The sequence below is a fragment of the Frateuria terrea genome (assembly GCF_900115705.1).
Lineage (GTDB): Bacteria > Pseudomonadota > Gammaproteobacteria > Xanthomonadales > Rhodanobacteraceae > Frateuria_A > Frateuria_A terrea.
In genome coordinates this window covers 62029-84688 of record NZ_FOXL01000006.1, presented here as the reverse complement: position 1 = coordinate 84688, position 22660 = coordinate 62029, and the positions used below count along the sequence as shown (strand labels likewise).

Sequence of the window (22660 nt, the reverse complement as noted above, 5' to 3'; positions counted from 1 at the left end):
CGCGATGAAGGCCGCGGCACTCCTGCTGGTCGTGTTCGCGCTCGGCCTGGCCGCGTGCGCGCCGGTGCGTCCGACGGTGGCGCAGGCGGCCGCCAGCGGCACGGCAAAAACGGACGTGGCCTCGATGGACAGCGGGCGCGACATCGTGCTCGCGGTCGCCAACCCGATCGAGCCGCCGGCGATGCATGCCGGTTCCAGCCTGCTCGGTTACGCGGCGCCGGCCCATTACGGCGCCGGCCGTCTTGCCGCCACCACGCTCGATGCGCTCCGGCAGCACTACGGCTGGCGCGAGGTCGCCGGCTGGCCGATCAAGGCGCTCAAGCTCTACTGCATCGTGTTGCGGCCGCCGCCGGGCACCAGCCGCGAGGCGATGCTCCAGGCGTTGGGCAGGGATGCCCGCGTGGCGCTGGCCGAGCCTTTGCACGAATACGACACCTATGCGGACCCGCCACCGCGTGCACAGCACTACAACGATCCCTATGCGCAGTTGCAGCGCGGCTTCGTCGAAACCGACGCGGCGCTCGCGCACAGCCTCAGCCAGGGGCAGGGCGCGCGGATCGCGGTGGTCGATACCGGCGTCGATGTCGCCCACCCGGAACTCCAGGGGCACATCCGCGCCGTGCAGAACCTGGTCGACGAGGATACGCGGACGTTCCGCGGCGACCGCCACGGCACCGAGGTGGCGGGCATCATCGCCGCCACCGGCAACAACCACCAGGGTATCGTCGGCATCGCGCCCGATGCGGCGATCGGTGTGTACAAGGCCTGCTGGTACGCCGCGACGGACGCCCGCGGCGCGCGCTGCAACTCCTTCACCCTGGCCAAGGCGCTGGCGGCGGTCCTGGACACCGACGCGCGCATCGTCAACCTGAGCCTGGGCGGGCCGGCCGATCCGTTGCTGGGGCAGCTGCTCGGGCAGCTGCTGGAGCAGGGGCGCATCGTCGTCGCGGCCTTGCCGCCCGGTGGCAGCCTGGGCGGCTTTCCCGACAGCAAGCCGGGCGTCCTGGTGGTCCGCATGACCGCCGATACGGCCGCGCCACCCGGCGTGCTGAGCGCACCCGGGCACGACATCCTCAGCACCGAGCCGGGCGGGGGCTACGATTTCAGCTCGGGCTCGTCGATGGCGGCCGCGCACGTGAGCGGCATCGTCGCGTTGCTGCTGTCGCTGGACCCGCGGCTGAGTGCGGACGAGGTGCGACGGCTCCTGCTGGCGAGCAGCAAGCGCACCGCCGGCGGCTTGCAGGTCGACGCGGCCGCGGCCGTCGCGCGGCTGCAGCGCGTTGCCCTGGCGACGCGCTGAGGCGAGCCTCCGCTTATCTCGCCAACGGTGGCTACAGCGGCGTCAGGTTGGCGTAGGCGGCCACCAGCCACTTGCTGCCCGCGCCGGAGAAGTTCACCTGCAGCCGCGTGTGCGCACCGCTGCCCTCGGCGCTGACCACGACGCCTTCGCCGAAGCTCGGATGGCTGACGCGCTGGCCCAGCTTGACCGGCAGCTCTTCCTGCAGCGAGGCGGTGTCGGCATGGCGGCCGGCGTAGAGCGGACGGCTGACCTGCACGCGCGGGCGCACCTCGTCGATCAGCTCGGCCGGCATCTCGGCGAGGAAGCGCGACGGACGGGCGAGCATCTCGGTGCCGTGCATGCGGCGCGATTCGGCATGGGTGACCACCAGCCGCTCGCGCGCGCGGGTGATGCCGACGTAGGCCAGGCGGCGTTCTTCCTCCAGCCGGCTCTCGTCCTCGGTCGAACGCTGGCTGGGAAACAGGCCTTCCTCCATGCCGACCAGGAATACCAGCGGGAACTCCAGGCCCTTGGCCGAATGCAGCGTCATCAGCTGCACGCAGTCGTCCCAGGCCTCGCCCTGGCCTTCGCCGGCCTCGAGCGCGGCATGCGAGAGGAACGCGGAAAGTTCGGTAAGGCCGGCTTCGACATCCTCCGGCGTCATGGCGAAACGGCTGGCGACGTTGACCAGCTCGTCGAGGTTTTCCACGCGTGCTTCGCCGTTGCCGCGGCTGTCCTTTTCGTAGTGGTCGCGCAGGCCGGTGTGGGTGATGGCGTGGTCCATCTGTTCGGCGAGGGTGAGGCTTTGGCTCTCCTCTCCCGCCGGGAGAGGGGCTGGGGGTGAGGGTTCGGTCGGAGCAGGAGCCTCCGGCGCACCCGAACCCTCACCCCAACCCCTCTCCCGGGGGGAGAGCGGCTGAAAGTCGCGGGCCATCTGGTCGATCAGCGCCAGGAACGTCTTCACCGCATTCTTCGCACGGCCGGCCAGCTCGCGCCCGTCAGTCAACTCGCCCAGCGCCGCCTCCCACATCGAGCTGCCCTCGGCCCGCGCCCGCCGGCGCAGGACGTCCAGCGTGCGGTCGCCGATGCCGCGCGGCGGCGTGTTCACCGCCCGCTCGAAGGCGGCGTCGTCGTGGCGATTGGCGGTCAGCCGCAGGTAGGCCAGCGCGTCCTTGATCTCGGCGCGCTCGAAGAAGCGCAGGCCGCCGTAGACGCGATAAGGGATGCTGCGCTGGCTGAGCTGTTCCTCGAAGTTGCGCGACTGCGCATTGGAGCGGTAGAGGATCGCGCAGTCCTTGGCGCTGCCGTGCTCGTTGACGTATTCGCGGATGCGCTCGATGACGAAACGCGCCTCGTCCTGCTCGTTGTAGGCGGCGTACAGCGCGATGCGCTCGCCCGCCTCGCCGGCGGTCCACAACTGCTTGCCCAGGCGGCCACCGTTGCGCGCGATCACGCTGTTGGCGGCCTTCAGGATGGTGGCGGTGGAGCGGTAGTTCTGCTCCAGCTTGATCGTGCGCGCGCCGGGGAAGTCACGCAGGAACTGCTGCATGTTCTCCACCTTGGCACCGCGCCACCCGTAGATCGACTGGTCGTCGTCGCCCACGGCGAACACCTTGCCGACGCTGCCGGCGAGCACGCGGATCCAGGCGTACTGCAGCGCGTTGGTGTCCTGGAACTCGTCGATCAGCAGGTGCCGCCAGCGCTGCTGGTAATGCTCCAGCACGGCCGGGTTCTTCAGCCATAGCTCGTGCGCGCGCAACAGCAGTTCGGCGAAGTCGACCAGGCCGGCGCGGCGGCAGGCCTCCTCGTAGGCGGTGTAGATCTGCACCAGCGTACGGGTGACCGGGTGGTTGCCGTGTTCGATGGCGTCCGGGCGCTTGCCTTCGTCCTTCCAGCCGTTGATCTGCCAGGTGGCCTGGCGTGGCGGGAAACGTGCCTCGTCGAGCCCCAATCCGGCCACCACGCGCTTGACCAGGCGCTGCTGGTCGTCCGCATCGAGGATCTGGAAGCCCTCTGGCAACCCGGCCTCGCGCCAGTGCCGGCGCAGCAGGCGATGGGCGATGCCGTGGAAGGTGCCGACGGTAAGGCCGGTGGTGCCGCCAGGGATCAGCGAATCCAGCCGCGCGCGCATCTCGCCGGCGGCCTTGTTGGTAAAGGTAACCGCCAGGATCGCCCACGGCGGCACCCGCTCGACCTGGGTCAGCCAGCCGATGCGGTGGGTCAGTACGCGGGTCTTGCCGGAACCGGCGCCGGCCAGCACGAGGTAGTGGCCGGGCGGGGCGCAGACGGCTTCGCGCTGCGCGTCGTTGAGCGAGTCGATCAGGTACGAAACATCCATCCACCGATTGTACCGGTGCATGTCAACCGCGCCGCGCGAACGCGGCGCGGCCGAAGGTCAACTTTTCTTGACGAACCCGCCAATGGTCAGCAGGCCGCCGACCACGATGCCGGCGATGCCGATCCATTGCGGCACCGCCTTGTCGTGGGTGGCTTCGATCTTGGCCGGGCCAAGCTGGGCCACGGTATCGGTCTTCTTGTAGCTGCCGTTGCCCAGGGTTACCCAGATACCGGCGATCAACAGGATGATGCCGACGACGATGAGTCCTGCACGCATGAGCCGTCTCCTCGGTTGGGGTGCGCCCCGATCATAGCGAGCGCGGCGGTGAAGGGCGAAAAAAAGCCCCGAAGGCTAGGGGGAACCTTCGGGGCCGGGGTGGATGCGAAGCCCAGGGGAGAGGTTCGCATCCTTGGTGACCCGCTCAGGGAGGTGGACGGGTCGTGGATGCCGTTGCGTGCATCCGGAACCTTGGATGCGGATGAGGGAGGAAAGTTTCAAGGGAGGCGTTCGAGACCACCGGAACAGGTCAGGGTTCGTTCATCCGCACGAACTTGCCGCTTGCGCGTAACGAAAATTTTCGCCCGCGAAGGCGAGAACTAGTGCGCCTGCTCCCAGTTCGCCCCGACGCCCACGTCCACCACCAGCGGCACGGCGAGCTCCGCGGCGCCGGCCATCCGCTCGGTCACCGCCTGGCGCAGGGCATCCACCGCGTCCTCCTGCACCTCGAACACCAGTTCGTCGTGCACCTGCATCAGCATGTGCGCGTCGGTGCGTTGGCACAGGTAGGAGCCCATCGCGATCATCGCGCGCTTGATGATGTCCGCCGCGCTGCCCTGCATCGGCGCGTTGACCGCGGCACGCTCGGCGCCAGCGCGCAGCGCCTGGTTGCGCGCCTTGAGGTTCTCCAGGTACAGCCGGCGGCCGAAGATGGTTTCGACGTAGCCGTCGCGGTGCGCCTGCTCGCGGGTGGCGTCCATGAAGGCGCGCACGCCGGCGAAGCGCGAGAAGTAGCGCGCCATGTAGTCGCTCGCTTCCCCGCGATCGATGCCCAGTTGCCGGGCCAGGCCGAACGCGCTCATGCCGTACATCAGGCCGAAGTTGATCGCCTTGGCCGCGCGGCGCTGGTTGAGCGTGATCTCCTCCGGCGCCACGCCGAACACTTCGGCGGCGGTGGCGCGGTGCACGTCGCCGCCGCTCTTGAACGCGCGCAGCAGCGCCTCGTCGCCGGACAGGTGCGCCATGATGCGCAGCTCGATCTGCGAGTAGTCGGCGGCCATCACCACCCAGCCGGGCGGCGCGACGAAGGCGGCGCGGATGCGCCGGCCCTCGTCGGTGCGCACCGGGATGTTCTGCAGGTTCGGGTCCGACGAGGAAATGCGCCCGGTCGCCACCGACGCCTGGTGGTAGCAGGTGTGCACGCGGCCGGTGCGCGGATTGACCATCTGCGCCAGCTTGTCCGTGTAGGTGGAGCGCAGCTTGGCCAGCCCGCGGTAGTCGAGGATCAGCCGCGGCAGCGCGTGGTCGTCGGCAATCGCCTCCAGCGCTTCTTCGTTGGTCGAGGGCTGGCCCTTGGGCGTCTTCAGCTTGGCCGCCAGGCCCAGCTCGTCGAACAGGATCGTCTGCAGCTGCTTGGGCGAGTCGAGGCTGAAGTCGCGCCCGGCGTGCGCGTAGGCCTGCTGCTGCAGTTCGAGCATGCGCTTGCCCAGCTCCTGGCTCTGCCTGCGCAATTCGCCGACGTCGATCAGCACGCCCTTGCGCTCCATGCCGGCGAGGATCGGTATCAGCGGCACTTCGATCTCTTCGTACACGCGCTTGAGCGCAGGGACGGTCTCGAGCATCGGCTGCAGCGCTTCGTGCAGGCGCAGGGTGATGTCGGCATCCTCGGCGGCATAGCGGCAGGCGGTGTCCAGGTCCACCTGCGAGAACGGGATCTGTCTGGCGCCCTTGCCCGCCACGTCCTCGTACTTGATGGTCTGGTAACCGAGGTAGCGGCTGGCCAGCGAGTCCATGTCGTGGCGAGTGGCGGTGGCGTTCCAGACGTAGGAGGCGAGCATGGAATCGTGCTTGAGGCCCTGTACGCCGATACCGTAGTGCGACAGCACGTTGATGTCGTACTTGGCGTGCTGGCCGAGCTTGGCGATGCCTGGGTCCTCGAACAGCGGCTTGAGCGCATGCAGCACCTGGTCGCGATCCAGCTGCCAGGGCGCGCCGGGGTAGTCGTGCGCGACCGGGATGTAGCAGGCCCTGCCGGATTCGACAGCGAAGGACAGGCCGATCAGTTCGGCGCGCATGGCGTCGATGTCGCTGGTCTCGGTGTCGAAGGCGATCAGCGGCGCCTTGCGCAGTTGTGCCAGCCAGTGCTCGAAGCGCTCCGGCGTGGTGACCAGCTCGTACTCGCCCGCCCGTGCGGCGGCCGGCGCGGGTGTGACCGGCGCGGGAGCGACCGCGGCGACGGGCGCGGGGCCCGGTTCGCCGAGGGTCTCGGCGTCCAGTTCCTTCAGCGCCGCCTTGAACTCGTAGCGGGTGAACAGCTCGCGCAGCGTGGCGGTGTCGCGATCGCGCAGGCTGAGGTCGGTGGGGCCGTGTTCCAGCTCCACGTCGGTGCGGATGGTCACCAGCTCGCGCGAAAGCGGCAGCGTGGGCAGCGCCTCGCGCAGGTACTCGCCGATCTTGCCGCCGACCTTGTCCGCGTTGGCGATCACGCCATCGAGCGAGCCGTATTCGGCCAGCCACTTGGCGGCCGTCTTGGGGCCGCACTTGGTCACGCCCGGCACGTTGTCGATGCTGTCGCCGGTGAGGGAGAGGAAGTCGACGATGCGCTCCGGTGGTACGCCGAACTTCTCGGTCACCCCGGCGATGTCCAGCGTGGTGTTGGTCATGGTGTTGACCAGCGTCACCCGCGGGTCGACCAGCTGGGCCAGGTCCTTGTCGCCGGTGGAGATCGTCACGTCGATGCCTTGCGCCGCGGCTGCACGGGCCAGCGTGCCGATCACGTCGTCGGCCTCGACGCCGGGGATGCACAGGATCGGGAAGCCCAGCGCGCCGACGATAGCCATCATCGGTTCGACCTGCGCGCGCAGGTCGTCGGGCATCGGCGGGCGGTTGGCCTTGTATTCGGTGTAGATGTCGTCGCGGAAGGTGCGCCCGGGCGCGTCGCAGACGAAGGCCAGGTACTCCGGCTGCGCCTTCAACGTGGCGCGCAGCATGTTGACCACGCCGAACAGTGCGCCGGTGGGCTCGCCGCGCGCGTTGGTCAGCGGCGGCAGCGCATGGAAGGCGCGGTAGAGGTAGGAGGAGCCGTCGATCAGGATGAGCTGTGCCATCGGGGCATTCTCGCATGCGTGCCATGAGGCCGCGGTTCACCAGGCGGCGCGGGGGCCGCTGCTATGCTCGTAGCCCAAATCGCCGGAGCCCGCCATGAAGCTTTCTGCCGCGTTCGTCCTCGTGCCCGCCCTGCTTGCCGCGCCTGCCTTCGCACAGTCCAAGCCGCCGGTGAACGTGCCACCGCCGCCGGGCATGGACGATCCCGGGGTCAAGGCAAGCGCCGCGGCGGCGACGCCCGCACGGGCACCCACGGCGGCGCCTGCGCAGGGCAGCACCTCGCTGCTGCCGCGCACGCCCGAGCCGATCCGTTCGGGCCAGCCGATGCCCGAGATCAGCGTGCACAAGCAGGGCGAAAACACGGTGCAGGAATACCGCCGCAACGGCCAGCTCTACATGGTGGTGGTCACGCCCCCCAACGGCATCGCGCAGACCTACATGGTCGACCCGAGCGGGCGGTTGGTCGACGAGCACGGCCAGAAGCCGACGCGGCCGGTGATGTACAAGATCCTGGAATGGGGCAAGTCCAAGCCTGCGCCGGCGTCCTCCTCCGGCGACTGAGCAAGCCATGGACCTGCGCCAGAGCTGGCTGCTGTTCGCGCTGGGCTCGGCGTTCTTCGCCGCGCTCACCGCGTTGTTCGGCAAGCTGGGCGTGGCCGGGATCAATTCCAACCTGGCCACCTTCATCCGCACGCTGGTGATCCTCGCCATCACCGCGGGGATCCTGAGCCTGCGCAGCGAGTGGGCGCGGCCCGCCGGCTTGCCCTGGCACAGCTGGCTGTTCCTGGTGCTTTCCGGGATCGCCACCGGCCTGTCCTGGCTTTGCTACTACCGCGCGCTGCAGTTGGGGCCGGTGAGCAAGGTGGCCCCGATCGACAAGCTCAGCGTGGCGATCGTCATCGTGCTGGGGCTGGTGTTCCTGGGCGAGAAGCCGAGCGTGCCGCTGCTGGTGGGCGGCGGCCTGATCGTCGCCGGTGCGATCGTCATCGCGCTGTTCTGAGTCCCGCCGGCGCCAGGCCGCCCCGGTTTGGCCGGTACGTCAGGCGGGGTCGTCCAGCTCCGGGTAATGGCGGAAAATGCCGTTCTCGTTGAACGGCAGGCGGCGCGGCGAGTCGAGGTAGGCAGCGATGCGCGGGCGCTGGGCGACCTCTCCAGCCAGCGCGCGTAGCCGCCGCATGTCCTTGCCCAGCCGCCGCATGGCGTTGGGGAACGCGTAATCCAGGCCGGCCATCAACTGGAACAGCGACAGATCGACGTAGGAGTGCTCGCCCAGCGCGTGGCGACCGTCGGAGCGCGCGAGCACCTGCTCGAAGTAGCCGAGGTACTTGGGCAGGCGGTGCGCGCGCAGGTCCGCGGCGCGGCGTTGCGCCTCCAGCCGCTGGTCCTCGTAGTACAGGCTGGCCGCGATCGGGTGATGGCTGTCGTGCACCTCGGCGACCAGGTCGGCGACGGTCAGCTGCAACTGGTTGGCGTAGATGCGCCGCGCCTCGCCCTCGGGCACCAGCCGCAGGTGCTGGCCCAGGTAGGCCAGGATGGCGGCGGTCTGAGCGATCAGCAGGTGGCCGGCGCGCAGGATGGGCGGGGCGAACGGCAGCGCGTCCTCGCTGCTGTCGCCGGCCAGGAAGGGGTCCAGCACCGCGTCGCCGCGATTGCGGGCGACATCCACGTAGTCGGCGCCGGCATCCTCCAGCGCCAGGCGCACGAATTCGCCGCGCCCCTGGATGCCGGTCCAGTAGTAAAGCTCGTAGGTCATGGCTCGCGCTCCGCGTGACCCACCAAGCCTCGCAATCGACACCACAAGGCGCCGTGAGGGCGCAGAATCGGCTGCCGTATGGACCGATTCGCCCAGTTCGAAACGTCGCTCGCCGGCACGCGGCCGCCGGACGGGTTGTCCGACCACCTGCAGGCGTTGTGGTGGCTGCGCCACGGCCAGCCCGAACGGGCGCACCACCTGGTCCAGCTGCTGGACGATGCCGGCGCGGCCGCAATCCATGCGCACGTGCACCGGCTCGAAGGCGACCTGGACAACGCCCGGTACTGGTATCGGCGTGCCGGCGTGCCGTTCTGCCACGAGTCCATCGAGGCCGAATGGCGGCAGCTGCTGGAACGCTTCGTATAGCGCTCGTTCCTTTTCGCTCCGGAGAAGGTGGCGCGCGGCGACGGATGAGGGGCCGGTCCGGCCGGAAGGCTGCACGCTACGAACCCTCACTCCAACCGCTCTCCTGGAGGGAGAGCGGCCTCCGGTTCAATGGCGGAAGTGGCGCATGCCGGTGAACACCATCGCCATGTCGTGCTCGTCGGCGGCGGCGATCACCTCGGCATCGCGCATCGAGCCGCCTGGCTGGATCACTGCCGCGATGCCCGCCTCGGCCGCGGCATCGATGCCGTCGCGGAACGGGAAAAAGGCGTCGCTGGCCATCACCGAGCCGCGAACTTCCAGCTTCTCGTCGGCCGCCTTGATGCCCGCGACCTTCGCGCTGTAGACGCGACTCATCTGGCCCGCGCCGATGCCGATGGTCTGGCGATGCTTCGCGTAGACGATGGCGTTGGACTTGACGAACTTGGCCACCTTCCAGGCGAAGATCAGGTCGTCGATCTGCTCGGGCGTGGGTGCGCGCCTGGTGACCACCTTGAGGTCGGCGGCACTGATCATGCCGGTGTCGGCGGTCTGGATCAGCAGGCCGGAGCCCACGCGCTTGACGTTCATCCCCGGGTGCGGTGAGCGCAGGTCGCCGTCCGGCGGCGGCGGGATTTCCAGCACGCGCACGTTGCCCTTCCTGTCGAAGGCCTTCAGCGCATCGTCGGCGTAGCCCGGCGCGAGCACGACCTCGACGAACTGGCGCTCGACGATGGCGCGCGCGGTGGCGCCGTCGACCGGGCGGTTGAACGCGATGATGCCGCCGAAGGCCGACGTGGGGTCAGTCTGGAAGGCCAGGTCGTACGCCTTGGCGATGCCTTCGAGACTCACCGCCACGCCGCAGGGATTGGCGTGCTTGACGATCACGCAGGCCGGCTTGACGAAGCTGCGCACGCATTCCCACGCCGCGTCGGCATCGGCGATGTTGTTGAAGGACAGCTCCTTGCCCTGCAACTGGCGGAAGGTCGCCAGCGTGCCCGGCGCCGGGTGCAGGTCGCGGTAGAACGCGGCCTGCTGGTGCGGGTTCTCGCCGTAGCGCAGGTCCATCAGCTTGACGAAGCGGCCGTTGGCCTGGCCGCCGAAGGTTTCGTGGCCGGCGATGGCGTCATGCGCCTCGTTGAGCTTGAGGCCCGACAGATAGTCGCTGATCGCGCCGTCGTAGTCGGACACACGGTTGAACGCTGCCACCGCGAGCCTGAAGCGGGTGGCGCGCGCGATGCCGCCGTCACGTTCGATCTCGGCGAGCGCGTCTTCGTACTGGTCCGGCGAGGTGAGCACCGCCACGTCCGCCCAGTTCTTCGCCGCCGAGCGCAACATCGCCGGGCCACCGATGTCGATGTTCTCGATTGCCTGTTCCAGCGTGCAGTCGGGCCTGGCGACGGTCTGTTCGAACGGGTACAGGTTGAGCACCAGCAGGTCGATCGGCGCTATGCCGAGCTCGGCCATGATCGGGTCGTCGGTACCGCGCCGGCCGAGCAGGCCGCCGTGCACTTTCGGGTGCAGCGTCTTGACGCGGCCGTCCATGATCTCGGGAAAGCCGGTGAGTTCGCTGACGTCGGTCACCGCGATGCCAGCCTCGCGCAGCGCTTTGGCGCTGCCGCCGGTGGAAAGCAGCCCCACGCCCCTGGCAGCAAGACGCCGGCCCAGGTCGATCAGCCCGGTCTTGTCGGAGACGCTGAGCAGGGCGCGGCGGATGGGCGTGAGGGCGGCGGACATGGCAGCTTCCAGGGTGGGGAAGCCGACGATTATAACCCGAGCCCGGAGCCCGATCGTTTGGACGGCCAGACGGCCAAGTGCGGAAGTTGCCGAGAGCGACGGCTACAGCAGGCCGTGCGTAGCCAGTTTCTTGCGCAGCGTGGCGCGGTTGATGCCGAGCACAGCCGCCGCGCGGCTCTGATTGCCGTCGTGGAACGCCAGCACCTCGCGCAGCAGCGGGCCTTCGACCTCGCGGATCACCAGCGCGTGCAGGCCCTCGGCGCACTCGGTATCGCCGATGTCGGCGAGATAGCGGCGCACGGTACGGCCGACGCACTCGCCCAGCGCGCTCTGCGACGACTGGGTCTCCCGGACGGCCTCGGTGACAGGCAATCGGACGGCGTTCACAGGCAGTACCTCACGAGCGACGCGGCGGCTGCGTGGGCCGCTGCAATGGTTATGGCAGATGTGCGCCGGCTTGGCGCGCTTGGCATGCGATGAGGCGCATGCGCGAGAGGGCGAGTGTACCGGCGCGCGCCGACAAAATTAAGTGCTGGCGTTTTGTTTCACTCGAAACCGAATTCGAAGGCCACCGCGCGATTGCCGGGATCGGCCACCTCGATCAGCACGGCGGCGCTGGCGCCTGGCGCCAGCCCGGCATGCAGTGCGGCATTGTCGTCGAGGTATTCGGACGGATGCAGCCGGCGCATCGCCACACGATGGCCGTCGGCGTCGGCCAGGATCAGCGAGACCACCGGGTAGGGTTGGGCGAACGGGGCATCGTTGCGCACGGTGGCGCTGATCATCAACGCGCCGGGCACGCTTGGATGCGCCTGCACGTCGCGCGCGACCAGATGCAGCTGGTGTACGTCGCGCACCAGTGGCAGGCGGCAACCCAGCGAAGCGCAGGCCTGGCGCAGCCAGGCGCCGGTGGTCGGGTCGGCGACCAGCAGGTCGCGCTTGGCCCAGGCGACCTGCGCCGCCAGCAGCAGCGCCAGCAGCGCACAGGTCGCCACCCAGGGCCAGCGCCGCGGCCGTTGGCGCGGTGCACGGCGGTCGTGCGCGAAGCGTGGGGTGAAAGCGGGCGAGGCGGGCGCCGTCTCGGCGATGGCCGGCACGTCCTCGCGCGGACGATAGACCGCCAGCTCGAGCCTGGGCGCCTCCTCCGAACGGGCGTTGCCGGGCAACAGCCGGAACGGTTCCGGCGGCAACTGCTCGGACAGGGTATCCAGCGCGTCGAACAGGGTTTCGCAGTTGCCGCAGATCACTGCCCCGCGCGCCTGCGCCAGCACGCTCGCGTCGAGCGAGAAGACGGTGCGGCAGTCGGGGCATTGGGCGTACATGGGCGCAAGAGTAAAGCGAAAGCCGGCGTTTGTCGGAGCGCCGGCGCACGTTGCCCGACGCGGTGTCCTGTGAACGCCTTTCCCTCATGTGTCGCCGCAATGCCCCGATCCCAGGCCTTCCCCCGCGGGCGCTCCTGGGCGCAAGGCCTGGGCGGGACCGTCGCAAGGTTTTGCCCAATCCGCGCTTCGGGCTCCTTCCCCCCTGGCGGGGAGGGATCACACACACCCCGCAAGGATCAGGCGCGGCGGTGTCCGCTGATGCGCACCCAGTCCTCGCGCGTGTCGACGCGCAGGTCGTCGAACCATTCGGCGTAGCGCGCGAGCAGTTCGTCCTGCTGGCCGGCCAGGATGCCGGAGATGGCGAAGGGCGCGCCGCCCTTGCAGGCAGCGGCGAAGGTGGGCGCGAGTTCAGCCAGCGGGCCGGCCAGGATGTTGGCGACGAATACGTCGGCGGGAGCCTTCGGTTCTGCGCCCGGCAGGAACACCTCGAGCCGATCGGCCACGCCGTTGCGTTCGGCGTTGTCACCGGTGGCGATCAACGCCTGCGGATCGTTATCCACGCCGGTTGCGCTCGCGGCGCCGAGCTTGAGCGCGGCGATGGCGAGGATGCCCGAACCGCAGCCGTAGTCGGTCACACGCTTGCCGGCGAGGTCCAGCCCGTCGAGCCACTCCAGGCACAGCGCGGTGGTCGGATGGGTGCCGCTGCCAAAGGCCAGCCCGGGGTCCAGCCGAACGACCACGAGGTCCTCGCCGCCGGGCGGCTCGATGTTCCACGGATAGATCCACAACCGCCGGCCGAACGGCATCGGCTTGAACTGGTCCATCCAAGCGCGCTCCCAGTCCTCGTCGGCGATGTCGCGGAAGGCGAGCTGGTCCGGCTCCAGCCAGGGCAGCAGTTCGCCCAGCGCTTCGACCAGGCCGCGGCGGTCGGTGCCGGCCTCGAACAGCGCATCGAGCGTGATCGTCGGCCACAGCGGCAGCTCGCCCACGCCCGGCTCGAAGATCGCCTGTTCGTCAGGCGTCTCGGCGTCGGCGTCGCGCAGGGTGATCGACAGGGCGCCCAGGTCGTCGAGGGCTTCCTCCACGCGAGGCTGCTGCTCGGCGCGGAGGGTGAGGGCGAGTTCAAGCCAGGGCATAGCGTTCGGTCATCCGTTCGACGTGGAGCCGCAGGCGCTGCTGCAACGGCATCGCCTGCGGCCCCTGTGGCGCGCGCGGTGGGCGGTTATTCGCCGCTGGCCTTCTGTTCCTTCTGCTCGGCCATGCGCTTTTCCAGGTAATGGATGTTCTGGCCGCCGTGCTGGAAGCCGGCGTCGGCCATGATGCGCTGCTGCAGCGGGACGTTGCACTTGACGCCTTCGATCACCGTCTCGGCCAGGGCCAGGCGCATGCGGCAGATCGCCGTCTCGCGGTCGGGCCCGTAGACGATCAGCTTGCCGATCATCGAGTCATAGTTGGGCGGGATGCGGTAGCCGTCGTACAGGTGCGTGTCCACGCGCACGCCCGGGCCGCCCGGCGCCTCGAAGCGCTTCACTACGCCCGGGCTCGGCATGAAGGTGTCCGGATCCTCGGCGTTGATGCGGCACTCGATGGCGTGGCCGCGGATCTGCACGTCATCCTGCCTGATCGAGAGCTTCTCGCCGCCGGCGATCAGCAGCTGCTCGCGCACCAGGTCGATGCCAGTGATCAGCTCGGTCACGGGATGCTCTACCTGGATGCGGGTGTTCATCTCGATGAAGTAGAAGCGGCCGTTCTCGTAGAGGAACTCGAACGTGCCGGCGCCGCGGTAGCCGATGCGGATGCAGGCATCCACGCAGACCTTGCCGATCTGCGCGCGCTGCTCGGGCGTGATGCCCGGCGCGGGCGCTTCCTCGACCACCTTCTGGTGGCGGCGCTGCATCGAGCAGTCGCGCTCGCCCAGGTGGATCGCGTTGCCCTGGCCGTCGGCGAGTACCTGGATCTCCACGTGGCGCGGGTTCTCCAGGAACTTCTCCATGTACACCTGATCGTTGCCGAAGGCCGCCTTGGCCTCCTGCTTGGTCATGGTGATGGCGTTGGCCAGGTGCGCCTCGGTGCGCACCACGCGCATGCCACGGCCACCCCCGCCGCCGGCGGCCTTGATGATCACCGGATAGCCGATCTCGCGGGCGATCTTCAGGTTGGCCTCGATGTCGTCGCCGAGCGGCCCGCCGGAACCGGGCACGCAAGGCACGCCGGCAGCCTTCATCGCGCGGATCGCCTCGACCTTGTCGCCCATCAGGCGGATCACGTCGGCGGTCGGGCCGATGAAGATGAAGCCGGACTGCTCGACCTGCTCGGCGAAGTCGGCACGCTCCGAAAGGAAGCCGTAGCCCGGGTGGATCGCCTGCGCGTCGGTGATCTCGGCCGCCGCGATGATGCGCGGGATGTTGAGGTAGCTGTCGACCGACGGTGCCGGGCCGATGCAGATTGCCTCGTCGGCCAGGCCTACGTGCTTGAGGTTGCGGTCGGCGGTGGAGTGCACCGCGACCGTCTTGATGCCAAGGCTGTGGCACGCGCGCAGCACGCGCAGCGCAATTTCACCGCGGTTGGCAATGACGACTTTTTCTAGCATCGGATAAGTCCCGCCGGATCAGGCAATCACGAACATCGGCTGGTCGAATTCGACCGGCTGGCCGTTCTCGACCAGGATCGCCTGCACGGTGCCGGCGACGTCGGCCTCGATCTGGTTGAACATCTTCATCGCCTCGATGATGCCCAGCGTCTCGCCGGCCTTGACCTGCTGGCCGACCTTGACGAAGGCGGCCGCGCCCGGCGTGGCCGAGGCGTAGAAGGTGCCGACCATCGGCGCCTTGACCACGTGGCCAGCGGGCAGCGCATTGGCCGCGGGTGCGGCGTCGGCAGCCGGCGCCACGGCCGGTGCGGCAGCGGCGGGCGCGACCGGCGCTGCCTGCAGGGCGACCGGTGCGGCCATCGTCACGCCACCCTTGGGCACGCGCGACAGGCGTACCACTTCCTCGCCTTCCTTGATTTCCAGTTCCGCGAGGTTGGATTCCTCGAGCAGGTCGATCAGCTTCTTGATCTTGCGCAGATCCATGGGAGTGCCTTTGTTTCAGGGGCCGCCAAGGCGGCACGGGTTCAAGGGAATCAGGTCAGCCGGTGCAGCGCCGCATCCAGCGCCAGCGCGTAGCTCTCGGCGCCGAAGCCGCAGACCACGCCCACCGCCAGGTCGGACAGGTAGGAATGCCGGCGGAAGGGCTCGCGTGCGTGCACGTTGGACAGGTGCACCTCGATGAACGGGATCGCCACCGCCGCCAGAGCGTCGCGCAGGGCGATGCTGGTATGGGTGAAGGCAGCCGGGTTGATCAGTATCCAGTCGATGCCCTCGGCGCGCGCCTGCTGCACGCGGTCGACAAGGGCGTGCTCGGCGTTGGACTGGAAGCTCGACAGCTGGTGCCCGGCGGCCTGCGCCTGCGAGGTCAGCCGCGCGTCGATGTCCGCGAGCGTGTCACGCCCGTAGACCTCCGGCTCGCGCGAGCCCAGCAGGTTGAGGTTGGGCCCGTGCAGGACCAGCAGTTTCGCCACGCGACACCATGCAGCCAGCCGGAGCGGTCCGGCAAGGGAGCGAAGTGTGCGCGCCCCGGTCGATGTTGTCCACTTCGGCGCAGTTCGGCGATGTTTGGCGGAGAACCGCGACACAAACCGTGCGTAGGCGTATGTGGCCAGGCTCTGGGAAAGTCCAGCCTGCGCGTGACCGCGGAATTTACGGCGCGCGGGCCTCCGCCCCTTGCCATGTGCGCTACGGGGAATCCTTGTCGAGCCAGCGTTCCAGCGTGGCCGCATGCAGCGTTCCGACGTGGCTGGCCAGCACCTTGCCGTCGGCATCGAGCAGCACGCTGTACGGCAGCACGCCGGCGCCGTCACCCAGCTGTCGCGCGCTGTCGGGGTCGTCCAGCCGGCCGAGCAGGATCGGGTAGTTCACCGGGTGCGCCTTCAGGTAGGCGCGCACGTTCTCCGGTGTATCCATGGCGATGCCGATGACCGCCGGGCGGTCACCGCCGAACCGCGCCTGCGCCGCTACCAGCGCCGGCATTTCCTTCCTGCATGGCCCGCACCAGCTGGCCCACAGGTTGACCAGTACACGGCGGCCGGCGTAGTCGGACAGCACATGCGCGTGCTCGTCGAGGTCGGACAGCTGCATCACCGGCGCCGGCCGCCCGACCAGGTCCTGCCCGTGCCGCTCGCGCGAGGCATGCTGCAGCCAGCCGCCCGCGGCGGCGGCGAGCACCGCCAGGGCGAGGATCAGCCAGCTCGCACGGGTCATCATGTCAGCGCGCCGCTTCGGTCAGCGCCCGCGCGACCAGGCTCGAGGTGAGCACGGTCGGCAGCTTGCGGCCGGCGCCGCCGCCGCGCGGAAACACCACGTACAGCGGCACGCCCGGCGAGTGGTACTGCTCCAGGAAGGCGGCGATGGTGGGGTTCACGTCGGTCCAGTCGCCTTTCATGTAGACCGCACCGGTGCGCAGCAGCAGGGCGCGGAAGGCGGCCGTGTCCAGCACCGTGTGCTCGTTGGCCTTGCAGGTGACGCACCAGTCGGCGGTCATGTCGACGAACACGGGCGTGCCCGAGGCGCGCAGCTCGGCGAGCTTCTCCGGGCTGTAGGCGACCACGCCAGTGTCCGCCTGCGCCGCGCGCACCGGCGTCGGCAGTTGAGCCAGCCCGTACAGCGGCACCGCGGTCGCCAGCAAGGCCAGCAGCACCGGTGCGCGCACCAGGCCGGCGCGGCCGCGGCTGCGTTCGAACCACCACAGGGTCAGCGCCAGGAACACTGCAGAGACCAGCAGCAGGCCGATGGCGTCGGCGCCACGCTGGTTGGCCAGCACCCAGGCCAGCCACGCGGCGCTGAGGTACATCGGGAAGGCCAGCAGCTGTTTGAGCGTTTCCATCCAGCGGCCGGGCCGGGGCAAGCGCCGCGCCAGCGCCGGCACGAAACCCACCATCAGGAACGGCAACGCCAGCCCAAGTCCGAGCGCCACGAACACCATCAATGCCGATGCCGCGGGCGCGGCGAAGGCGTAAGCCAGCGCGCTGCCCATGAACGGCGCCGTGCAGGGGCTGGCCACCACGACTGCCAGCACGCCGGTGAAGAAGTCGCCGGCCGCGCCGCCACGTGCGGCCAGTCCTGCGCCGGTGTTGCCCAGCGACGCGCCGAATTGAACCAGCCCGGACATCGACAGGCCCACGGCCAGCATCACCAGCGCCAGCCCCCCGACCAGCAGCGGCTGCTGCAGCTGCGTACCCCAGCCCAGCGCATGGCCGGCCGAGCGCAGGGCGAGGATGCCCAGCCCCAGCGCCACGAAACTCGCCAGCACGCCCGCGGTGTAAGCCAGCGCATGGGCACGCGCCCGGGCCGGGCTCTCGCCGCTTTCCAGCAGGCCGACCGCCTTGATCGACAGCACCGGCAGCACGCACGGCATCAGGTTGAGCACCAGGCCGCCGCCGAGCGCGAGCAGCAGCGCAGCCCACAGGCTGGTCTGCAGCGGCCCCTGCGCGGAGACCGGTGGTGCCTCGGGTGCGGCCATGGCGGGAGTGCCGGTTGCCGGCGTCGCGTTGGCCAGGTCCACGTCCAGTGCGCGCGTCATCACCGGATAGCACAGGCCGCCGTCTTCGCAGCCCTGGAAGCTCGTCTCCAGCGTCAGGCGGGTGCGCCCGGCAAGGTCGCCTCCGACCGCTACCGGCAGATCCAACTCGTTGAAGTACACAGTGACGCTGCCGAAATGCGGATCATCCTTGCGCGTACCGGCTGGCCACCGCGGCGTGAGCGTGAGTCCCCGGCCATCGCGCAGGTGCAGCTTCGTCTGGTCGCGATAGAGGTAATAGCCAGGCGGCATCGTCCAGCGCAACAGCAGGTGGTGCGGATCCTGCGCCAGCGCATCGAGCCGGAAGGCCTGCTCCGCGGGAAGCGGCACGTCGCTGCCCCCGGTGCGGCTACTGCTGCCGAGTTGCTGCAAGGCGGCGCCGAGCGAACCGGGGCGGGCCCCGACCGTGCCGGTCGGTGGCAGCGGCAGGTCGAGCTGCTCGGTATGCGGCGGGTAGCAGATCTTCGGGTCGACCTCGTGGCAGCCTTGGAACTGCACGCCCAGGCGCAGCCGCGTGGTTCCCGGCGCCACCGTGTAGGGCACGCTGGCATCGATCGCGTGGTGGTAGATCTCCACGTCGCCGAGGTATTCGTCGTGGTGTCTCTCGCCGTCGGGGAACGCCGCCTCGCCGAGCGTCACGCCTTCGGCCGGCTTGAACTTCATGCGCCCGCGATAGAGGTAGTAGTCCGGTGCGATTTCCCAGTGCAACTTGAGCACGCCGGGAGTGGAGGCGTCAGCGGAAAGCCTGTAGGCCGCGGTGACCGGCAGCAGGCCGTCGTCTTCCTGTGCGCACAGCGGTTGTGCCAGTGCGGCCAGGCATAGCAACACCAGCATCAGGAACGGCAGGCGGGCGGCCAGGCGGCCGGTGATCGGGCACATCGCGACTCCAGCGGCACCGTGGCGGGAAAGCCATTATGGACCACGCGGACCGGAGCCCGGTTCGTTGCGGCCTTATGTCTTTCCGACGGCCAGCGCCGGTGCGGCGCGCCGTGGGCGGACCAGCCCGGTGGTAAGCGCCGTGCCCAGCAGGATCACCGCGCAGCCGCCAAGCATGCGGCCGGTCACCGGCTCATGGAGCAGTAGCGCGCCCCACAGCACGCCGAAGGCCGGGATCAGGTAGGGAATCACCATGATCCGCACCGCACCGACCCGTGCGAGCACCCAGAAGAACAGCACATAGGCGAGCGCGGTGCACAGCACGGCCAGTCCGGCCGCGGCCAGCCACGCCTGCAGCGGCGGCGCCTTGGCCGGCCAGGCCAGCAGCGTCGTCGGCAGCAGCAGCAGCGCGGCGACCATGTGGCTGCCGACGGTCACCACCAGCGGCGTCACGTCTGCCAGGCGCAGGTGCGTGTAATGCACCGCATAACCGTACAGCACGGTGGCGGCCACGCAGGCGAGCAGCGCGAGGCCGGCACCCGATCCCAGCGCCAGGCTGCCCTCGGCCAGCCAGACGATGCCGGCAAAACCGGCGGCGAGTCCGGCGCCGCGCCAGATGTCCAGTCGCTGGCCCAACCACAACCAGCCGATCAGCGCGGCGAACATGGGCGTCATGCCGTCGATGATCGAGGCCAGCCCCGCCGGCAGGCTGCGTGTGGCGAAGGTGAACAACAGGAACGGCAGCGCCGAATTGGTCAGCCCGACCACGGCGATCGGCCACCAGTGCGCGCGCCATTCGGCCAGCCGCTTGCGCGAAGCCAGCAGGGGCAGGAAGCACAGCGCCGCGCCGATCGCGCGCAGGCCAGCCAGCGGCAGCGCACCGAAGGCGCCCGCGCCCATGCGCATGAACAGGAATGAGCCGCCCCACAGGGCGCCCAGCGAGAGCAGGACGGCGTAGTCGATCTTTTTCATTTCGGGAGGGGCGGGGAGGGAGGTACAAGCTTGAGGCAGCGCCACTGACAAAGGCTGTCAGCAGTCTTGCGGCGCGTCGTCCGTGGCCTCGCGGACCCAGGCCAGGTAGGGCGCGTGGGCGTGCTCGACGGGCACGGCGATGAGCTCGGGCAGGTCGTACGGATGCAGCGCCAGCAGGCGCGTGCGCAGCGCCTCGAAGCGGGTGGCAGTGGTCTTGATGAGGAGCAGGTGCTCGCTGTCGGTGGTGACGTCACCCCGCCAGCGGTAGGTCGATGCGATGCCTGGCAGGCGGTTCACGCAGGCCGCCAGGCGGTCGGCCACCAGTGTCTCGGCAATGTGCCGGGCGCTGCCCTCATCAGGGCAGGTGCAGTAGCAAAGGAGGACGGGGTCGGTGTCGGCCATGCGGCGGGATGGTAGCCCCTCTGCCTCCCGGAAGAGGGGTTGGGGATAGGGTTCGGGATGGCCGGACGGCGCGTTCCGCCGAACCTCATCCGCCTGTCGGCACCTTGTGATGAAGGGAGAGGGTCCGATCCGATCTTGGCGGCACTCCGCCCGCCCTCCGGGGGGCTCCCCAACGCGGCCGGATATCGAGTGGAGGACGGCTGGAAAAACGCTGCGGGCCCGCCCCAAAAGGCGTTCTTCCTGAGCGTAGCCCGCAGGGCGGAGTCGAAGGGCCGCCATCCGCGCCCGCAGCCCTTGAAACCACGTCCGCACCACCCCACCTGCTGAGCCATTCGCGTTCCAGCCTCTTGCAGGGGCTGATCGCGGCGCTAGAATTGGCACTCACCGTCACCGAGTGCTAACAACGTCTCGGCGATCCTCACCTTCTTTCAACCCGAACTAGATGGAGTTCCGTCCATGAGCAAACTGCGTCCGCTGCACGATCGCGTCATCGTCAAGCGCCTGGAAGAGGAGCGCGTCTCCGCCGGCGGCATCGTCATCCCCGACAGCGCCACCGAGAAGCCGACCCGCGGCAAGGTCATCGCCGCCGGCACCGGCCGCATCCTGGAAGACGGCAACGTCCGTCCGATGAGCCTGAAGGAAGGCGACGTGGTGCTGTTCGGCAAGTACGCCGGCCAGGAAATCAAGATCGACGGCGAAGAGCTGGTCTTCCTGAAGGAAGACGACATCGTGGCCGTGATCGAGGGCTGAGTCTGGCTCTGATTGGTGAGCGCGGAAGCAAAGCGCGCACGCCAGTCGCCTTCGGCTCCTTCTTGCAGCATCCCGCGGAATTTTCCGTACCTATTCAAAATTTTTGAGGCAAAAATTTTATGGCAGCCAAAGAAGTCCGCTTCGGCGAAGACGCCCGCTCGCGCATCCTCAAGGGCGTGAACACCCTGGCCAACGCGGTCAAGGTCACCCTCGGCCCGAAGGGCCGCAACGTCGTGCTCGAGAAGAGCTTCGGCGCCCCGACGATCACCAAGGACGGCGTGTCCGTGGCCAAGGAGATCGAGCTGGCCGACAAGTACGAGAACCTTGGCGCGCAGATCGTCAAGGAAGCCGCCTCCAAGACCTCCGACGTCGCCGGTGACGGCACCACCACCGCCACCGTGCTGGCGCAGGCGTTCATCCAGGAAGGCCTCAAGGCGGTCGCCGCCGGCATGAACCCGATGGACCTGAAGCGCGGCATCGACAAGGCCGTGATCGCGGCCGTGGGCGAGCTGAAGAAGCTCTCCAACCCGACCGCCGACGACAAGGCGATCGCGCAGGTCGGCACCATCTCGGCCAACTCCGATTCGAACATCGGCGACATCATCGCCACCGCGATGAAGAAGGTCGGCAAGGAAGGCGTGATCACGGTCGAGGAAGGCTCGGGCCTGGAGAACGAGCTCGACGTGGTCGAGGGCATGCAGTTCGATCGCGGCTACCTGTCGCCGTACTTCATCAACAACCAGGCCAGCCAGCAGGTCGAGCTGGACGATCCGTACATCCTGATCCACGACAAGAAGGTGTCGAACGTCCGCGAGCTGCTGCCCGTGCTGGAGGCCGTCGCCAAGGCCGGCAAGCCGCTGCTGATCGTTGCCGAGGAAGTCGAGGGCGAGGCGCTGGCCACGCTGGTGGTCAACACCATCCGTGGCATCGTCAAGGTCGCCGCCGTCAAGGCGCCGGGCTTCGGTGACCGCCGCAAGGCGATCCTCGAGGACATCGCGATCCTGACCAACGGCCAGGTGATCTCCGAGGAAGTGGGCCTGCAGCTGGAGAAGGCCACCATCAACGACCTGGGCCGCGCCAAGCGCGTGGTGATCACCAAGGAAAACACCACCATCATCGACGGCGCAGGCGAAGCCGAGCGCATCCAGTCGCGCATCAGCCAGATCAAGGCGCAGATCGAGGAGACCTCCTCCGACTACGACCGCGAGAAGCTGCAGGAGCGCGTGGCCAAGCTGGCCGGCGGCGTGGCCGTCATCAAGGTCGGCGCCGCCACCGAGGTCGAGATGAAGGAGAAGAAGGCCCGCGTCGAAGACGCCCTGCACGCGACCCGTGCGGCCGTCGAGGAAGGCGTGGTGCCGGGCGGCGGCGTCGCCCTGATCCGTGCGCTCAAGGCCGTCGAAGGCCTCAAGGGTGACAACGAGGACCAGAATCTCGGCATCGCGATCACCCGCCGCGCGCTGGAAGCGCCGCTGCGCGCGATCGTCGCCAATGCCGGCGAGGAGCCCTCGGTCATTCTCAACAAGGTCAAGGACGGCCAGGGCAACTTCGGCTACAACGCGGCCACCGGCGAGTTCGGCGACATGGTCGGCATGGGCATCCTGGACCCGACCAAGGTCACCCGCACCGCGCTGCAGCACGCTGCGTCGGTCGCCGGCCTGGCGATCACCACCGAGGCGATCGTGGCCGAGCTTCCGAAGAAGGAAGAGCACAACCACGGCGGCGCCCCCGGCGGCATGGGTGGCATGGGCGGCATGGACTTCTAAGTCCCCGCTTCCCCCGCAGTACCAAGAAAACCCCGCCTTGCGCGGGGTTTTCTTTTTTGCGTCAGGAAACGCAGGAGCGCATCTTGTGGGCGACCGGAAGCTTCCCGCGCTGGGGATGATTGGCTCCGTCGATGGTTACGGAATTGCTCTGGCGTGGGCTCCGCGCGAC

The 22660-nt window shown here is 69.0% G+C and carries 21 protein-coding genes; 6 read left to right on the top strand and 15 right to left on the bottom strand.

Annotated features, from left to right (window positions below):
- Positions 1-4: 4 nt before the first annotated feature.
- Complete coding sequence (locus BMZ38_RS11705; protein WP_091337648.1) at positions 5-1300, top strand: S8 family serine peptidase; 1296 nt, start codon at positions 5-7, stop codon at positions 1298-1300.
- A 31-nt stretch (positions 1301-1331) separates the two neighbouring features.
- On the opposite strand, the gene BMZ38_RS11700 is transcribed toward BMZ38_RS11705, so the two are convergent.
- From BMZ38_RS11700 to polA, 3 genes are all read right to left on the bottom strand, one after another.
- Positions 1332-3617, bottom strand: coding sequence for a DNA helicase II (locus BMZ38_RS11700; RefSeq protein ID WP_091337646.1), 2286 nt, complete (start codon positions 3615-3617; stop codon positions 1332-1334).
- Positions 3618-3674: 57 nt separating this feature from the next.
- Positions 3675-3893, bottom strand: a complete 219-nt coding sequence (locus BMZ38_RS11695) for a hypothetical protein (RefSeq protein WP_091337643.1) — start codon at positions 3891-3893, stop codon at positions 3675-3677.
- A gap of 320 nt (positions 3894-4213) precedes the next feature.
- The gene (polA, locus tag BMZ38_RS11690; protein ID WP_091337641.1) at positions 4214-6940 is read right to left on the bottom strand and encodes a DNA polymerase I; all 2727 of its coding nucleotides are present in this window, start codon (positions 6938-6940) and stop codon (positions 4214-4216) included.
- Positions 6941-7034: 94 nt separating this feature from the next.
- On the opposite strand from polA, the gene BMZ38_RS11685 reads away from it, so the two are divergent.
- Both BMZ38_RS11685 and BMZ38_RS11680 read left to right on the top strand, forming a co-directional pair.
- The gene (locus tag BMZ38_RS11685; RefSeq protein WP_091337639.1) at positions 7035-7499 is read left to right on the top strand and encodes a DUF2782 domain-containing protein; all 465 of its coding nucleotides are present in this window, start codon (positions 7035-7037) and stop codon (positions 7497-7499) included.
- Between the two features lie 7 nt (positions 7500-7506).
- On the top strand, positions 7507-7938 hold the full coding sequence (locus BMZ38_RS11680; RefSeq protein WP_091337637.1) for an EamA family transporter: 432 nt from the start codon (positions 7507-7509) through the stop codon (positions 7936-7938).
- Positions 7939-7977: 39 nt separating this feature from the next.
- On the opposite strand, the gene BMZ38_RS11675 is transcribed toward BMZ38_RS11680, so the two are convergent.
- A complete protein-coding gene (locus tag BMZ38_RS11675) occupies positions 7978-8691 on the bottom strand; it encodes a glutathione S-transferase (RefSeq protein WP_091337635.1) in 714 nt (237 codons plus the stop codon).
- A gap of 78 nt (positions 8692-8769) precedes the next feature.
- On the opposite strand from BMZ38_RS11675, the gene BMZ38_RS11670 reads away from it, so the two are divergent.
- Positions 8770-9057, top strand: a complete 288-nt coding sequence (locus BMZ38_RS11670) for a hypothetical protein (protein WP_091337631.1) — start codon at positions 8770-8772, stop codon at positions 9055-9057.
- Between the two features lie 126 nt (positions 9058-9183).
- Here the strand turns inward: BMZ38_RS11670 and purH are convergent, their stop codons facing one another.
- The 11 genes from purH to cutA all read right to left on the bottom strand — a co-directional run bounded on the left by purH (position 9184) and on the right by cutA (position 19978).
- Positions 9184-10791, bottom strand: coding sequence for a bifunctional phosphoribosylaminoimidazolecarboxamide formyltransferase/IMP cyclohydrolase (purH, locus tag BMZ38_RS11665; RefSeq protein ID WP_091337628.1), 1608 nt, complete (start codon positions 10789-10791; stop codon positions 9184-9186).
- A 102-nt stretch (positions 10792-10893) separates the two neighbouring features.
- Complete coding sequence (locus BMZ38_RS11660) at positions 10894-11184, bottom strand: helix-turn-helix domain-containing protein (RefSeq protein ID WP_091337626.1); 291 nt, start codon at positions 11182-11184, stop codon at positions 10894-10896.
- A gap of 152 nt (positions 11185-11336) precedes the next feature.
- Positions 11337-12113, bottom strand: coding sequence for a zinc-ribbon and DUF3426 domain-containing protein (locus BMZ38_RS11655; RefSeq protein WP_091337624.1), 777 nt, complete (start codon positions 12111-12113; stop codon positions 11337-11339).
- A 236-nt stretch (positions 12114-12349) separates the two neighbouring features.
- Entirely contained in the window at positions 12350-13249 is a 900-nt protein-coding gene (gene prmA, locus BMZ38_RS11650; protein WP_091337622.1) for a 50S ribosomal protein L11 methyltransferase, read from the bottom strand.
- Between the two features lie 86 nt (positions 13250-13335).
- The gene (accC, locus tag BMZ38_RS11645; RefSeq protein ID WP_091337619.1) at positions 13336-14703 is read right to left on the bottom strand and encodes an acetyl-CoA carboxylase biotin carboxylase subunit; all 1368 of its coding nucleotides are present in this window, start codon (positions 14701-14703) and stop codon (positions 13336-13338) included.
- A gap of 18 nt (positions 14704-14721) precedes the next feature.
- Positions 14722-15186 carry an acetyl-CoA carboxylase biotin carboxyl carrier protein gene (gene accB, locus BMZ38_RS11640; protein WP_091337617.1) on the bottom strand — a complete coding sequence of 155 codons (465 nt, stop codon included), beginning with the start codon at positions 15184-15186 and terminating at the stop codon, positions 14722-14724.
- A gap of 50 nt (positions 15187-15236) precedes the next feature.
- On the bottom strand, positions 15237-15674 hold the full coding sequence (gene aroQ, locus BMZ38_RS11635) for a type II 3-dehydroquinate dehydratase (RefSeq protein WP_091337615.1): 438 nt from the start codon (positions 15672-15674) through the stop codon (positions 15237-15239).
- A 214-nt stretch (positions 15675-15888) separates the two neighbouring features.
- Complete coding sequence (locus BMZ38_RS11630; RefSeq protein ID WP_091337613.1) at positions 15889-16416, bottom strand: TlpA family protein disulfide reductase; 528 nt, start codon at positions 16414-16416, stop codon at positions 15889-15891.
- Position 16417: 1 nt separating this feature from the next.
- Positions 16418-18607 (bottom strand): protein-disulfide reductase DsbD family protein, encoded by a 2190-nt coding sequence (locus BMZ38_RS11625; RefSeq protein WP_091337611.1) that lies wholly within the window; start codon positions 18605-18607, stop codon positions 16418-16420.
- Positions 18608-18679: 72 nt separating this feature from the next.
- Positions 18680-19576, bottom strand: coding sequence for a DMT family transporter (locus BMZ38_RS11620; RefSeq protein WP_091337609.1), 897 nt, complete (start codon positions 19574-19576; stop codon positions 18680-18682).
- 57 nt (positions 19577-19633) lie between these two features.
- Entirely contained in the window at positions 19634-19978 is a 345-nt protein-coding gene (gene cutA, locus BMZ38_RS11615; RefSeq protein ID WP_091337607.1) for a divalent-cation tolerance protein CutA, read from the bottom strand.
- Positions 19979-20434: 456 nt separating this feature from the next.
- Between cutA and groES the strand changes: the two genes are divergently transcribed.
- Both groES and groL read left to right on the top strand, forming a co-directional pair.
- Entirely contained in the window at positions 20435-20728 is a 294-nt protein-coding gene (groES, locus tag BMZ38_RS11610) for a co-chaperone GroES (RefSeq protein WP_049623107.1), read from the top strand.
- 119 nt (positions 20729-20847) lie between these two features.
- Positions 20848-22491: a chaperonin GroEL gene (gene groL / locus BMZ38_RS11605; protein ID WP_091337605.1), complete on the top strand. Its 1644-nt coding sequence runs from the start codon at positions 20848-20850 to the stop codon at positions 22489-22491.
- The last annotated feature ends 169 nt before the right edge of the window (positions 22492-22660 follow it).

Coding starts and splice junctions, on each gene's coding strand:
- BMZ38_RS11705 (WP_091337648.1), top strand. CDS start 5: ATGAAGGCCGCGGCACTCCTGCTGGTCGTGTTCGCGCTCGGCCTGGCC.
- BMZ38_RS11700 (WP_091337646.1), bottom strand. CDS start 3,617: ATGGATGTTTCGTACCTGATCGACTCGCTCAACGACGCGCAGCGCGAA.
- BMZ38_RS11695 (WP_091337643.1), bottom strand. CDS start 3,893: ATGCGTGCAGGACTCATCGTCGTCGGCATCATCCTGTTGATCGCCGGT.
- polA (WP_091337641.1), bottom strand. CDS start 6,940: ATGGCACAGCTCATCCTGATCGACGGCTCCTCCTACCTCTACCGCGCC.
- BMZ38_RS11685 (WP_091337639.1), top strand. CDS start 7,035: ATGAAGCTTTCTGCCGCGTTCGTCCTCGTGCCCGCCCTGCTTGCCGCG.
- BMZ38_RS11680 (WP_091337637.1), top strand. CDS start 7,507: ATGGACCTGCGCCAGAGCTGGCTGCTGTTCGCGCTGGGCTCGGCGTTC.
- BMZ38_RS11675 (WP_091337635.1), bottom strand. CDS start 8,691: ATGACCTACGAGCTTTACTACTGGACCGGCATCCAGGGGCGCGGCGAA.
- BMZ38_RS11670 (WP_091337631.1), top strand. CDS start 8,770: ATGGACCGATTCGCCCAGTTCGAAACGTCGCTCGCCGGCACGCGGCCG.
- purH (WP_091337628.1), bottom strand. CDS start 10,791: ATGTCCGCCGCCCTCACGCCCATCCGCCGCGCCCTGCTCAGCGTCTCC.
- BMZ38_RS11655 (WP_091337624.1), bottom strand. CDS start 12,113: ATGTACGCCCAATGCCCCGACTGCCGCACCGTCTTCTCGCTCGACGCG.
- prmA (WP_091337622.1), bottom strand. CDS start 13,249: ATGCCCTGGCTTGAACTCGCCCTCACCCTCCGCGCCGAGCAGCAGCCT.
- accC (WP_091337619.1), bottom strand. CDS start 14,703: ATGCTAGAAAAAGTCGTCATTGCCAACCGCGGTGAAATTGCGCTGCGC.
- accB (WP_091337617.1), bottom strand. CDS start 15,186: ATGGATCTGCGCAAGATCAAGAAGCTGATCGACCTGCTCGAGGAATCC.
- BMZ38_RS11630 (WP_091337613.1), bottom strand. CDS start 16,416: ATGATGACCCGTGCGAGCTGGCTGATCCTCGCCCTGGCGGTGCTCGCC.
- BMZ38_RS11625 (WP_091337611.1), bottom strand. CDS start 18,607: ATGTGCCCGATCACCGGCCGCCTGGCCGCCCGCCTGCCGTTCCTGATG.
- BMZ38_RS11620 (WP_091337609.1), bottom strand. CDS start 19,576: ATGAAAAAGATCGACTACGCCGTCCTGCTCTCGCTGGGCGCCCTGTGG.
- cutA (WP_091337607.1), bottom strand. CDS start 19,978: ATGGCCGACACCGACCCCGTCCTCCTTTGCTACTGCACCTGCCCTGAT.
- groES (WP_049623107.1), top strand. CDS start 20,435: ATGAGCAAACTGCGTCCGCTGCACGATCGCGTCATCGTCAAGCGCCTG.
- groL (WP_091337605.1), top strand. CDS start 20,848: ATGGCAGCCAAAGAAGTCCGCTTCGGCGAAGACGCCCGCTCGCGCATC.